The 12,873-nt window shown below is 69.9% G+C and carries 12 protein-coding genes, 1 tRNA gene, 1 pseudogene and 1 other annotated feature; of the genes and pseudogenes, 7 read left to right on the top strand and 7 right to left on the bottom strand.

Features of this window, described 5'->3' with window-relative positions:
- Positions 1-6 precede the first annotated feature (6 nt).
- The 4 genes from BM355_RS14805 (at position 7) to BM355_RS08220 (ending at position 4,601) form a co-directional block, all read left to right on the top strand.
- A complete protein-coding gene (locus BM355_RS14805; protein WP_091697162.1) occupies positions 7-1,596 on the top strand; it encodes a DUF501 domain-containing protein in 1,590 nt (529 codons plus the stop codon).
- Positions 1,593-2,960: a S8 family serine peptidase gene (locus BM355_RS08230; protein ID WP_245760682.1), complete on the top strand. Its 1,368-nt coding sequence runs from the start codon at positions 1,593-1,595 to the stop codon at positions 2,958-2,960. Before BM355_RS14805 ends, BM355_RS08230 begins: the two co-directional genes overlap by 4 nt.
- A gap of 68 nt (positions 2,961-3,028) precedes the next feature.
- Positions 3,029-4,435, top strand: coding sequence for an NAD(P)/FAD-dependent oxidoreductase (locus BM355_RS08225; RefSeq protein ID WP_091697159.1), 1,407 nt, complete (start codon positions 3,029-3,031; stop codon positions 4,433-4,435).
- Positions 4,436-4,524: 89 nt separating this feature from the next.
- A tRNA-Leu gene (locus BM355_RS08220) sits at positions 4,525-4,601 on the top strand.
- A 62-nt stretch (positions 4,602-4,663) separates the two neighbouring features.
- Here the strand turns inward: BM355_RS08220 and BM355_RS08215 are convergent.
- Positions 4,664-5,650, bottom strand: coding sequence for a tyrosine-type recombinase/integrase (locus BM355_RS08215; RefSeq protein ID WP_245760681.1), 987 nt, complete (start codon positions 5,648-5,650; stop codon positions 4,664-4,666).
- 66 nt (positions 5,651-5,716) lie between these two features.
- Between BM355_RS08215 and BM355_RS14610 the strand changes: the two genes are divergently transcribed.
- Entirely contained in the window at positions 5,717-6,634 is a 918-nt protein-coding gene (locus BM355_RS14610) for an MFS transporter (RefSeq protein WP_245760680.1), read from the top strand.
- Here the strand turns inward: BM355_RS14610 and BM355_RS08205 are convergent.
- From BM355_RS08205 to BM355_RS08185, 5 genes are all read right to left on the bottom strand, one after another.
- Positions 6,563-6,952 carry a sensor histidine kinase gene (locus BM355_RS08205; RefSeq protein WP_091697479.1) on the bottom strand — a complete coding sequence of 130 codons (390 nt, stop codon included), beginning with the start codon at positions 6,950-6,952 and terminating at the stop codon, positions 6,563-6,565. The two genes, BM355_RS14610 and BM355_RS08205, sit on opposite strands and share 72 nt — an antisense overlap.
- A 45-nt stretch (positions 6,953-6,997) precedes the next feature.
- Positions 6,998-7,903, bottom strand: coding sequence for an NADP-dependent oxidoreductase (locus tag BM355_RS08200; RefSeq protein WP_091697157.1), 906 nt, complete (start codon positions 7,901-7,903; stop codon positions 6,998-7,000).
- Positions 7,904-8,059: 156 nt separating this feature from the next.
- Positions 8,060-8,485 (bottom strand): cupin domain-containing protein, encoded by a 426-nt coding sequence (locus BM355_RS08195; RefSeq protein WP_091697155.1) that lies wholly within the window; start codon positions 8,483-8,485, stop codon positions 8,060-8,062.
- A gap of 83 nt (positions 8,486-8,568) precedes the next feature.
- On the bottom strand, positions 8,569-10,569 hold the full coding sequence (locus tag BM355_RS08190; protein WP_091697152.1) for a heavy metal translocating P-type ATPase: 2,001 nt from the start codon (positions 10,567-10,569) through the stop codon (positions 8,569-8,571).
- A gap of 113 nt (positions 10,570-10,682) precedes the next feature.
- Positions 10,683-10,916, bottom strand: a complete 234-nt coding sequence (locus tag BM355_RS08185; RefSeq protein ID WP_091697476.1) for a heavy-metal-associated domain-containing protein — start codon at positions 10,914-10,916, stop codon at positions 10,683-10,685.
- A 173-nt stretch (positions 10,917-11,089) separates the two neighbouring features.
- Between BM355_RS08185 and BM355_RS08180 the strand changes: the two genes are divergently transcribed.
- Together BM355_RS08180 and BM355_RS08175 are read left to right on the top strand one after the other, a co-directional pair.
- Positions 11,090-11,413, top strand: coding sequence for a cyclic nucleotide-binding domain-containing protein (locus BM355_RS08180; protein WP_091697150.1), 324 nt, complete (start codon positions 11,090-11,092; stop codon positions 11,411-11,413).
- Between the two features lie 17 nt (positions 11,414-11,430).
- A complete protein-coding gene (locus BM355_RS08175) occupies positions 11,431-11,655 on the top strand; it encodes a cyclic nucleotide-binding domain-containing protein (RefSeq protein WP_091697148.1) in 225 nt (74 codons plus the stop codon).
- Here BM355_RS08175 and BM355_RS08170 read toward each other — a convergent pair.
- A pseudogene (locus tag BM355_RS08170) lies at positions 11,610-12,873 on the bottom strand (IS3 family transposase); the annotation flags it as partial. The gene BM355_RS08175 and the pseudogene BM355_RS08170 overlap by 46 nt on opposite strands.
- Positions 12,444-12,593 (bottom strand) — a sequence feature (AL1L pseudoknot). (Overlaps the previous pseudogene by 150 nt.)

Genomic DNA, 12,873 nt, shown 5'->3' with positions numbered 1-12,873 from the left:
GGACCCGTGACGCAGCACCCCCAGACGACCGACGCCACCCCCACGCAGCAGGACCTGGACACCATCAGCCTGCAGCTGGGCCGTCCCGTCCGGGACGTGGTGGAGATCGGTGCACGGTGCGTCTGCGGCAACCCGCTGGTGGCCACGACGGCCCCGCGCCTGTCCAACGGCATCCCGTTCCCCACCACCTTCTACCTCACCCACCCGGTGCTGACCGCCGCCGTGTCCCGGCTCGAGGCCGACGGTGTGATGGCCGAGATGTCCGAGCGGCTGGAGCAGGACGAGCAGCTGGCCTCCGCCTACCGGGGGGCGCATGAGGCGTATCTGCGTGAGAGGGATCGGATCGGCGAGGTCTCCGGAGTGGGCGAGGTGACCGAGATCCGCGGCATCTCCGCCGGCGGCATGCCCGAGCGCGTCAAGTGCCTGCACGTGCTGGTGGGTCACTCCCTGGCGGCAGGGCCCGGGGTGAACCCGCTGGGCGACGAGGCCCTGGAACGGATCTCCGAGTGGTGGACGAAGGACACCTGCCGCTGCGAGGGCGCCTGGGACCCGGAGGCACCGGTTCCGGCGCGCGATCTGAGCCGGCACGTCAAGCGGCTGGAGCGGCTGCGCGCCCAGACCGTGGCGGCCGTGGACTGCGGGACCAACTCGATCCGCCTGCTGGTGGCCCGTGCGGCGGAGGACGGGGATGCTGGGTCAGGAGGCCAGTTCGAGGAGCTGGCCCGGGAGATGCGCGTGGTGCGGCTGGGCGAGGGCGTGGATGCCACCGGGCAGTTCGCCCCCGCCGCTCTGGAACGCACCTTCGCCGCGGCGGAGGAGTACGCCGCCGAGATCCAGCGGCTCCACGCCGGACGAGTGCGCTTCGTGGCCACCTCGGCCAGCCGCGACGTGTCCAACCGCGAGGTGTTCGTGGAGGGCATCCGGGAGCGCCTCGGCGTGGAGCCGGAGGTCATCAGCGGCCAGGAGGAGGCGGCACTGTCCTTCGCGGGGGCGGTCTCTGTGCTGGACGCCACGGACTGGGGGCCGGAGGACCAGGTGCTGGTGGTGGACATCGGCGGCGGATCCACCGAGTTCGTGGTGGGCACCGTCACCGGTCCGGAGGGGCCGCAGGTGCGTGCCTCGATCAGCGTGGACATGGGCTGTGTGCGCTTCACCGAGCGCCACCTCACCGAGGATCCGCCCACAGCCGAGCAGATCGGTGCGGCCACAGCGGACATCGAGTCCATCCTGGACCGGGTGGAGCAGAGCGTCCCGCTGGACGGGGTGCGTGCGGTGGTGGGCGTGGCCGGTTCGGTGACCACGGTGACCGCCGCCGCACTGGAGCTGGAGGCCTACGAGCCGGACCGCATCCACGGGGCGCAGCTGGAGCTCGCCCGCGTGGACGAGACCGCACGGAGCCTGCTGGCCGCCACCCGAGCCGAGCGGGCCGAGCTGCCCTTCATGCACCCCGGACGCGTGGACGTGATCGGGGCCGGCGCCCTGATCTGGACCACCCTGCTGCAGCGCGTCCACCGGGCCACGGGTGCCGGCGTGACCACCGCTCTGACCTCTGAGCACGACATCCTGGACGGGATCGCGCTGTCGATCCTGCCGTGAGCAGTCACCTGGCGGGCCGGAGGCGGGGGAGGACCCTCATCGCCGCCCTGACCCTGAGCCTGCTCGCCGGACCCGGGCTCGGTGTGGGTGCCGTGGCCGCCCCGACCGAGTCGTCCACGCCGTCTCCGTCACTGTCCACGGACACCGTCACGGAGCCGGAGGATCTCTGGCGGGGCCAGCAGTTCTGGCTCGAGGAGTACGGGTTCACCACCGCCTGGGAGCGTTCCCGCGGGGAGGGCGTGACCGTGGCGGTGATCGACACCGGGATCGACGGCACCCATCCGGACCTGACCGGTCAGGTGGTCGGTGGGACGGACGTCTCCGGTGTGGGCTCATCCTCCGGGGACCAGCCGATCGGGGAGGGCAGCGAGCACGGCACCCTGGTGGCCTCGGTGCTGGCCGGCCACGGACACGACCCGGGCGGGGAGCCCGGGCCGGGTGACGCTGGGATCCTGGGGGTCGCCCCGGAGGCCCAGCTGCTGTCCATCTCCGTGCACCTCGGTGATGACCGCCCGGGGGTGCCTCCGGCGGAGGAGCAGATCCCCCAGGCCGTGCGCTGGGCCGTGGACCAGGGGGCGGACATCATCAACATGTCCCTGGTCTCCACCCGCACGGACTGGCCGGAGAGCTGGGACGAGGCCTTCCTGTATGCCGAGCAGAACGAGGTCCTGGTGGTGGCCGCGGCCGGCAACAGGGCCTCCGGCACCCACACGGCCGGAGCCCCGGCCACCATCCCGGGGGTGCTGACCGTGGCCGGGCTGGATGAACGAGGCCAGGCCAGCTGGGATGCATCCACCCAGGGGATCAGCATCGGGGTCGCCGCACCGGCGGATCCCCTGGTCGGGGCCCTGCCCGGCGGGGGCCACGGCATCTGGAGCGGGACCTCCGGCGCGGCACCGCTGGTGGCCGGGCTGGCCGCCCTGATCCGCTCGGCCGACCCGCAGATGCCGGCCCACCAGGTCATGCACCGGATCCGCGCCACCGCACGGGACGCCGGAGCACCGGGGGAGGACCCCGTCTACGGGCACGGGATCATCGACGCGGCCGCGGCCGTGACCGCCGAGATCCCCGCCGTCGAACGGGCCCCGCAGGACAGCCTGGCCGAATGGATCCGGGTCAACCGCCGTGCCTCGGTCGGCGAGCCCTCCCCGGGGACCACCCCTGCCGGCCCCGTGGCACCGGGTCGTCCCGTCGTCACTGCGGCACCCCAAGGCCAGCCCACCGCGCTCCCACCGGCCGCCGAGCCCGCAGATCCTGCGCCCGGTCTGGCGCCCGCCCTGCTGCTGGGCACCCTCCTGGCCGCCGCCGCCTCGGTGACGGCCGGCGTCGTGGTCTACCGGCGCAGCCGCCGCGACACCGCCTGACCTGCCCCGCACTTTGTGACTTTGTGAAAGATTTCACGTCATCTGTCCCGCCGACTACCCTGGACGGTATGGCACTTACCCCGCAACTGTCCCCGAAGCCCCGCGTCCTGATCGTCGGCGGCGGCTACGCCGGCCTCTACGTCGCCAAGAACCTCGAGAAGCAGGTCAAGGCGCGCGGCGGTGTGGTCACCATCGTCGACCCGCTGCCGTACATGACCTACCAGCCCTTCCTGCCAGAGGTCGTGGGCGGTCACATCGAGCCCCGCCACGCCGTGGTGGACCGCCGCACGCACCTGAAGGCCTCCGAGCACGTGATCGGCAAGGTCGTGAAGGTCGAGCACGCGCGCAAGACCGCCACGGTGCAGACCGAGGACGGCTCTGAGTTCGAGATCCCGTACCAGGACATCGTGATGACCGCCGGTGCCACCACGCGCACCTTCCCCATCCCGGGTCTGGCTGAGGCCGGCATCGGCCTGAAGGCCATTGAGGAGGCCGAGGCCCTGCGCAACCAGATCCTGGAGCGCATCGAGGCCGCGTCCACCATGACCGACGTCGAGGAGAAGCGCCGTGCCCTGACCTTCGTGGTCGTGGGCGGAGGCTTCGCCGGCATCGAGACCATCGCGGAGATGGAGGACATCATCCGCGCCACCATCGCCAAGAACCCGCGCCTGGCCCAGTCCGATGCCCGCATCGTGCTGGTCGAGGCCATGGGCCGGATCATGCCGGAGGTCTCCGAGGACCAGGCACTGGGCGTGGTGGACCACCTGAAGACCCGCGGCATCGAGGTCCTGCTGAACACCTCGCTCTCCAGCGCCGAGGACAACCTCATGAAGCTGATCAACATGCAGGACAAGTCCGACGCCGGCGAGTTCTACGCTGACACCCTGGTCTGGACCGCCGGTGTGGCCGCCAACGGCGTGGCCAAGAAGACCGACTTCCCGGTGGAGGAGCGCGGCCGCATCGAGGTCACCCCCACCCTGCAGGTCTCCGACGGTGACGGTGGAGTGCTTGAGGGCGCCTGGGGCTGCGGCGACGTCTGCGCCGTCCCGGACCTGACCGGCGCTGGACCCGGCGGCTTCTGCGTCCCCAACGCCCAGCACGCGGGCCGTCAGGCCAAGCGCCTGGCCGCCAACCTGCTGGCCGTCCGCTTCGGCGCGGGCCCGGTGGAGGAGTACGTCCACAAGTCCCTGGGTGCCGTGGCCGGCTTCGGCGTGGGCAAGGGCGTGGGCAACCCGCTCGGTGTGAAGATCTCCGGTCTGCCGGCCTGGCTGGCGCACCGCGGCTACCACGTGATGGCCATGCCGATGTTCGAGCGCAAGGCCCGCATCTTCACCGGCTGGCTCAACGAGCTGGTCTGGGGCCGGGACACCACCGCCGTGGAGAACCTGGACCGCCCGCACAACGCCTTCCTGGAGGCCGCCGGCGGCACCCCGCAGGTCGGCCGCTTCGAGAGCAAGAAGGCTCTGGCGAAGTGATCTGACACCAGACGCCCGACGACGGCCCGGTACCCTGAGGGGTGCCGGGCCGTTGCGCTGTGGTCACTTAGGGTGACGCACTGGTCCAGGCCCCCGTAGCCCAATTGGCAGAGGCAGGCGACTTAAAATCGCTGTGTTGTGGGTTCGAGTCCCACCGGGGGCACCACGTCAAAAGGCCGCAACTTCCGCGTAGTTACAGGGAAGTTGCGGCCTTCGTCGGCTCTCAGATCAGGCGTTTGCCCACGTTTTGCCCACAATCTGCTCCGAGACCACCTCATCCAGCCGGTCAGCGACGGCATTCAGGTCGTCATCGAAGAGGTCGGCGTAGATGTCCAAGGTCATGGCAGCAGAGCTGTGGCCGAGCATGCGCTGTACTGCCTTGACGTTGGCCCCGGCTGAGACCGCGAACGATGCTGCCGTGTGCCGCAGGTCGTGCGGGGTGACCCGTGGCGCCCCGGCATCCTGGAGTGCGGCTGCAAACCACGAGTCGCGGGCCCGTGTCTCCGCGTCCGCCGCGCCGCGGACTCGCGGCTGTCTCAGGAACTGGCCGTGGTGCCCCGGGAACACCAGATCGTCAGGCCCCTTGCTCTTGCACAGCTTCGCCAAATGCTCCGCCAGGAATCGAGGGAACGGCACTGACCGATGCTTGTGGCCCTTCGGCGTGCCGACCTCGAACACCCCGCCGACCTCGACGGCGTTCCGCTCTACCAGGATCCGGCGACGCAGCATGTCCAGGTGCTTCACCTGGAGGCCGACAGCCTCGCCCCACCGCAGACCGCAGTAGGCCAGCATCAGAACCAGCACGGGGTGCTTGGAGGCCTCCGCGATGTCGTGCACTTGACGGTGGGACAGGTACACGTGCGGCTTCTTTCCCTTGCGAGGCAGCTTCACCCCGCGCGCGGGGTTCGACAGCAACCGGCGATCGTCCACTGCGTCATCCAGGATTGCGGCCAGTACGCCGTACGCCCGGATCACCGTCGTGGCCCCGCGATCACCGCCCAGATCTGCGACCCACTGCTGGACCGCCGTCTTTCGCACATCCGCAACCGCCACCCGGCTCCAGCGCGGTTCGACGTGGACTCGCCATGCGCTCTCCACAGGTCGCAGCGCCGAAGGCTTCAGGTGCGATTGCCGGCCGAGCCATGCCGGACCCAATTCGCCCACCGTGGTCCTCGACGCGGCCGCGTCGATGAACTCGCCGCGCAGCTTGGACACCTCAACCGTGGCCGCGAAAGCCTCCGCATCCCGCTTCGTTCTGAACCCACGTTTGTCTGTACTGCGATGCTCACCGGCGGGATCAGCAGCCGCCTGCCCTCGATCGCCGGGCCCTCCCAGCGCAACCAGCGCCGCGCGCAGAGCTGGGACGTGGCCAGCTACGGCATCAGCGGCACACTCGGACCCGCCGCGGTGGCCGGGATCGCCGCGACGGCCGGCCCGCTGGCCGCGGCACTCGTCCTCGCCACGGCAGCCATCGTCGGCGCCGGAGCCGTGCTCGCCCGGCCCCGCCAGGCCCCGCCCGTCGATACGGCAGCGGTGCCTTCACCGGCCCGGACGCTGCAGGGTATCTGGCGATCCGGTCCGCTACGCCGCACACTCGGCCTGACCATCATGGTCGCGTTCTCGGTCGCCGCCCTCCCGATCTACGCCGTGGCCATCGCCCCCGGCCTCGGCGGCGCGGCGGTCGCGGGAACACTCGTCGCCGGATACGGAGTCGGGAACCTCCTCGGCTCAGCGCTGCTGATGATACGGCCCCTGCGCGGGGACGCCGACCGGCTCACCATCGTGCTGGCGGTCGTGGTGGGCCTGGCCCTCACGGCAGTCATCCCGATGCCGTCGCTGGTTCCAGCCCTGATCGCGTTCACCGCCACCGGGATCGCCAACGCGCTGTTCTTCGCGGCCACCCTCACCGCCCGCAGTGAGTACGCGCCCCCCGCAATCACGCGGACAGGTCTTCATCTGGGTCGGCGCACTGAAGATCGCCGCAGGATCAGCCGGAACCGCAACCGCCGGAGCGCTCATCGTCGGCACCGCCTGGATACCCGTGGCAGCCGTCGCCGGGGCCTGCATCATCATCGCGCTCCTCAGCGCCCTCGACCGAGCACGACCTACCTCGCGTCGAGAACACCCTTAGCCATGAACGCTGAACCTCGCCCGCTCAAGGATCCCTCGCTGGGACGGTCCTGGCGAAAGGCTTCTTAGTTCCTCGCGGGACCGGTGGAGGTTAAGGCGTGGGGCAGGGACAAGGTGAACGTCGTGGGCGTGGGCCAAGGCTTGGGAGACCGCCAGACCCAGTCCGGAGCCGGGGCCGGCCTCGCGGCCGGTGTGGGTCCGGTAGAAGCGGTTGAACACGTGCGGCAGGTGCTCGGTGGCGATCCCGTCCCCGGTGTCGGTGACGGTGATCGTCACCGCGTCGGGGGTGTTGTTGGTGTGCACGGTGATGGTGCCCCCGGCCGGGGTGTGGCGCAGGGCGTTGGCCAGCAGATTGGTCAACACCTGACCGATCCGTGCGCGGTCCATCGGCACCGGCCCCGGCTCCGGACCGGAGGTGGTGGTGGTCGTGGCTCATGGCTCGATGACCACCTTGCCGGCGGTGTGGCCGCCCTCGACGGCGGCCATCGCCTCCTGGGCGTCGGCCAGGCTGAAGCGCTGGCCCACGTTCGGATCGACGAGACCGTATTGGATGACCCCGGTGATCTTCTCCAAGGCTTCCTGGGTGCGTTTCACGCCGGCTCCGCCGAGCTCTTCCGCGGTGGCCGGGTCGGCGGTGGTGATGACGTTCTTGGTATCCTTCGCCACGGGCGCGATGTCCCGCAGCGCCTGTCCGCCGACCAGGTCGACCACCAGGTCCACGCCCTCCGGGGCGACCTCGCGCACCCGGTCGGCCGCGCCGTCGCCCGACTCGACGAAGGTGGCCCCGGTGGACTCCACGAGCTCTCTCTTCGAGGCACTGGCCACCCCGATCACCCTGTACTGGTGCACTGTGCCGATCTGGGCTGCCATCAGCCCGACGCCGCCGTCGGCCCCGAGGATGAGCAGGGACTGGCCGGGCTCGAGCTCGACCTGGTGGGTGACGTCATAGGCGGCCGTCCCGGCCACGGGGATGGCCGCGGCGTCCACGAAGGAGATCTCCTCCGGCTTCGCCACGGTCGTGGCCGCGTTCAGCACCGCGTGCTCGGCGAAGGTGCCCTGGCCCTTGGCCGGACTGCCGAGGACCTCGTTGCCCACGGCGAAGGCCTCCACGCCCTCGCCCACCGCGGTGACGATCCCGGAGGCCTCCAGGCCCATCGGCGAAGGCAGCGTGCGCTTCGTGCCGAACAGTCCCTGGCGCATCTTCGCGTCGGCCGGGTTCACGCCGGCCGCCATCACCTGGATCACGATCTCGCCGGGGCCCGGCTCGGGCACCTCGCGCTCGATGAGCTCCTGGTGCTCCGGACCGCCATAGTCCGTGAAGACCAACACCTTCGACATCTGCTTCTCCTCTTGCGTACTGCTGGTGGGGACCCGGCTGAGCCGGTTCGTCCTACCCTGGGGGGGTGGTTCCCCTGTTCTGACGTGGTTTTCTGCCTGGACCACACAGGGCGCCCGCCGGTTCGACGGGCGCCCCGTGCCGCCGGGTGCTGAGGATCAGCCCTGCGGCGGGGTGTCCTCACCGGAGGCCTCAGCGGCGTCGGCCTCCTCCTTGGTGGCGTACTGGGCATCCGCGGCGTGCTCTGGCGGCGAGTAGATCGTGTAGAGCACCAGGGGCTCATCTCCGGTGTTGCGGAAGTTGTGCCGGGCGCCGGCGGGCACCGCGCATTGGTCACCGGCCTCGATCGGGTGGGTCTCGCCGTTCAGATCGGCCTCGCCGGTGCCGGAGATGAAGGTCAGGATCTGGTCGGTGGTCTCGTGGACCTCGTCGCCGATCTCTCCGCCGACGGGAACGGTCATGAGGACGATCTGGGAGTGCTTGCCGGTCCAGATGGTCTTGCGGAAGTCCTGGTTCTCCTGCGCGATGTCCGCGATGGTGAAGTGCTCGACGTTGCCCTCGATGGTGAAGTGCTTCTCAGTCATGGTCCTTACCTTTCCCGTTTCCTATCTTGTTCTCCAGTGGTGTTGGCCCGAGGGCTCCGGTGACGTGCCCCGAGATGAATCCGTCAGGCGTCCACCGCCTCGCGGTCCTTGGCCGGGGTCCGCAGTTCCCTGGCCATGGCGGTGGAGTTGTGGTCGTTGCGCATCAGGCGCATGGCGTTGAGGATGACCACCAGCACGGAGGCCTCGTGGACGAGCATGCCCACGGACATGGTCACCCCGCCGGTGAAGACTCCGGCCAGCAGGACCACGACGGTGGCCAGCGCGATCGCGATGTTCTGCTTCATCACGTTCACGGTCCGCTTGGCCAGGCTGATGGACTCGGGCAGCTTCAGGAGGTGGTCGCCCATCAGGGCGATGTCCGCGGTCTCCACGGCCACGGCCGAGCCGGCCGCGCCCATGGCCACGCCGATGTCGGCCGTGGCCAGGGCCGGGGCGTCGTTGACGCCGTCGCCGACCATGGCCACGGTGTGGCCCTGACGCTGCAACTGCGCCACCGCCTCCAGCTTGTCCTCCGGCAACAGGGCGGCGTGGATCTCATCGATCCCGGTCTTCTGACCGATGGACTCGGCCACCAGGCGGGTGTCACCGGTGAGCATGACGACCTTCTGCACGCCGGCTTCGTGCAGCCGGTCGACCATCGCCGGGGCGTCCTCGCGGATCTGGTCGGCCACGGCGATCACGCCGATCACCGTCTCATCGACGGCGACGATCATGGGGGTCTTTCCCGCGGCGGCGAGCTCCCGAGCGGCCGGCCCGGCGCCGGCGTCGTCGGTGATGCCGTACTGGGCCAGCAGCGGCGGGTTGCCGACCAGCACGCGCCGACCGCCGACGTCGGCCACGATGCCCTTGCCGGGCACCGGGGTGACCTGCCCGGGGATGCCCTCCGGGCCCACGCCGGCCTCGCGGGCGGTGTCCAGTATGGGCCGGGCCAGGGGGTGCTCGGAGCCGGCCTCGGCGGCCGCGGTCCAGCGCAGCACCTCGGTGCGGTCCATGTCCTCGGCCAGGACGACGATGTCCGTGAGCTTCGGCGTGCCCTCGGTGAGGGTGCCGGTCTTGTCCACGGCCACGGCCGAGATCTTCGCGGAGGTCTCCAGGTACTCGCCGCCCTTGATGAGGATGCCGTTGCGGGCGGCGCGGCCGATGCCGGCGACGATGGCGACCGGGATGGAGATCACCAGGGCGCCGGGGCAGCCGATGACCAGCAGTGTCAGGGCCAGCACCACGTCGCCGGTGAGCAGCCAGGTGGCCACCGCCAGCACGATCACGGCCGGGGTGTACCAGGTGGAGAAGCGGTCGATGAAGGCCTGGGTCTTGGCCTTGGCGTCCTGGGCCTGTTCCACGCGGTGGATGATCCGGGCCAGGGTGGTGTCCGCGCCGATGCCGGTGGCCAGCACCTGCAGGAAACCGCCGCGGGAGACGGTGCCGGCGAACACCTGGTCCGACTTCGCCTTCTCCACCGGGATGGACTCACCGGTGATGGAGGCCTCGTCGATGGCGCCGGTGCCGGAGACGACCTGGCCGTCCACGGGGACCTTCGCCCCGTTCTTCACCAGCACGATCTCACCCATCCGCACCTGGTGGGCCGGGATCTCGGCCTGCTCGCCGTCCCGCATCACGATCGCGGTGTCCGGGGCGACGGCGACCAGCTCGGTGAGAGCCGAGCGCGTCTTGGTCAGGGTGGCCGCCTCGAGGGCGTGGCCGATGGCGAACAGGAAGGTGACGGCGGCGGCCTCCCAGAAGTTGCCGATGAGGGTGGCGCCGATGGCCGCGATGGACACCAGCAGGTCGATGCCGATCACCTTGACCATCAGCGCGCGGACCGCCTTGACCACGATCCCGTAGCCGGCCACGACCGCCGCGGCCAGCATGAAGGCGTTGGCGAGGGTGAAGACGTGGCCGGAACCGTGCGCGTGCGCGCCGGCGTCGATCCACCACTGCGGGCCGATCACCGCGTTCCAGGCACCGCCGCCGAGGCGCTCGATGCCGAAGGACAGGAGGATGAGCAGGCCCGAGACCACGGGGACGGACCAACTGCTGCGGACCCACTTCTGGAGCCTGTTCACTGCGAGTGCGACCTTTCTGGAGAATGCGTGTGTGGATGAGGGCTGATCCGCGCGGTGGCGGTCCGGGCCCCCGCACGCCCGTGACCGATGGTGATCACGGGCGGACAGGAGGGTCAGAAGGCCGAGGGTGTGGCCTTGTAGCCGGCCTTGGCGATGGCGGCGACGATCTCGTCCACGGAGGTCTTGGACTCGTCGTGGTCGACCTCGATGCGGGCGGTCGCGAAGTGGACCTTCACGGTCGAGACGCCCTGGAGCCGGCCGACCTGCTTTTCGATCTTGGCCACGCAGGACGGGCAGGAGAAGCCCTCGGCGCGGAAGACGGTGTGGGTGGTGGTGGCGGTGGTCATGATGTCCGCTCCCTTCCGGTGTCGGTGTTTCTGATGGACGCTTTCACCGTAGTCAGCAGGCAGATCCGGGGCCTTGACGGACGTCAAGTCCCCGCACGGCGGTGCACCCTGCACCTGTTGCCGAGTCCTGTCCCTGCTTGACGAGCACCGGCCACCGGGCAGAATCAAGGAGTATGCGTACCTTGCCGCTGCGGGAGATCCACCGGGACGAGATCAGCTGCGTGCGCCGGGTGCCGCTGTTCTCCGGACTCTCTGAGGACCAGCAGGACCTGGTCGGGGCACTGGCCCGGCCTCTGGTGCTCTCGGCCGGGGAACTGGTGCACGGAGCCGGGGAACGATCACGCCGGCTGTCCGTGGTGCACACCGGGGAGGTCAAGCTCAGCCGCACCCTGCCCAGCGGACACCGGCGCCTGCTGCGCACCGTGGGGCCGGGCAGACCCTGGGCGAGCATGGCTTCCTCACCGGGGGACCCACGCTCGATGAGGCCGAAGCGCTGACCGAGGCTCGCTTGTGCGTGTTCTCCCACGACGACCTCGCCGCTCTCGTGGCCGAGCACCCCAGCATCGCGCTGCAGATGCTGGGCACCCTCGGCCAGCGGCTGGCCGACGCCGATCGCCGGCTGGCACTGAGCACCCTCGAGGTCGACGTCCGGGTCGCCGACTTGAATCGCCCTGGGTTTGATGGAGACTCTGTCTATTGGATTCCGACCAGGGCCTGGTCGGTCCGCTTCGTAGCGTAGAGCGTTTCCTCGAACTCTGCTGGCGGCACGTCGTTCAGTTAGCCGTGCAGGCGGGTGTTGTTGTGCCAGTGGACCCAGCTGAGAGTGGCGAGCTCGACGTCCTCGACGGTCTTCCACGGCCGGCCTTCACGGGCCGGGCCGCGGATCAGCTCGGCCTTGTAGTAGCCGTTCACCGTCTCGGCCAGGGCATTGTCGAAGCTGTCGCCCACGGTGCCGATTGAGGGCACCGCACCGATCTCGGCCAGCCGCTCCCCATAGCGAATCGATGTGAATTGCGAGCCGGCGTCGCTATGGCAGCGCAAGCCGGCCAGTGTGGTGCCACGGGACCAGCGGGCCATCTCTATCGCATCCAGCACCATCGAGGTCCGCATGTGCGAGGCGACCCGCCAGCCCACGATTATGCGCGAGCAGGCGTCGATGATGAAGCATACATAGGCGACGCCGGCCCAAGTAGGCACGTAGGTCAGGTCGGTGACCCACAACTGGTTCGGCGCCTCGGCAGTGAACTGTCGGCCCACCAGGTCAGGGTGACGGGACACCCCAGGAACCGGGCGGGTGGTCCGTACCCTCTTGGTTCGCCGCACCCCTTCGATCCCCTCGGCCCGCATGAGGCGGGCGACCTGGTCCCGTCCGATGTCGTGGCCGGCGCGCTGGGCGGCCTTCCAGATCTTCCTGGCCCCATAGACCCGGTAGTTCTCCTCCCACAGCCGCCGCAGCACCGGAGCCATCACCGCGTCCCGTTTCGATCGCACGGAGGGTGCACGGGACTTCGCGGCGTAGTAGGTGCTCGGGGCCACTTGCACTCCTGCCTGACGCAGGACAGTGCAGATGGGCTCGACCCCGATCTGACGGCCATCGAAGAACTCGTGCCGGTTGGCGTCGATGAACGCGACTATCTCTTGTGCTGGCGGTCGAGCTCCGCCCCGAAGAAAGAAGCAGCCCTCTTGAGAATCTCGTTGGCCCGGCGCAACTCGCGATTCTCCTGCTCCAAAGCCAGCACCCTCGCGGCCTCGTCGGTGGTGACGCCCGGGGTATGGCCCTCATCGATGTCAGCCTGCTTGACCCAGGTCCGCACCGATTCAGTGCCATATCCCAGTTGCTCGGCGACTCGTTTCACGGTGCCCTGGGTGGTACCTAGCTCGGCGCGCAGCGTGCGCACCATCCGCACCGCTGCGGCTTTCTCCTCCGCGCTGTACCGACGCGTGGTCGGCTGATCCT

It is taken from the genome of Micrococcus terreus (assembly GCF_900116905.1).
GTDB classification, from domain to species: Bacteria; Actinomycetota; Actinomycetes; order Actinomycetales; family Micrococcaceae; genus Citricoccus; species Citricoccus terreus.
This window is presented reverse-complemented; position numbering and strand designations above follow the sequence as displayed.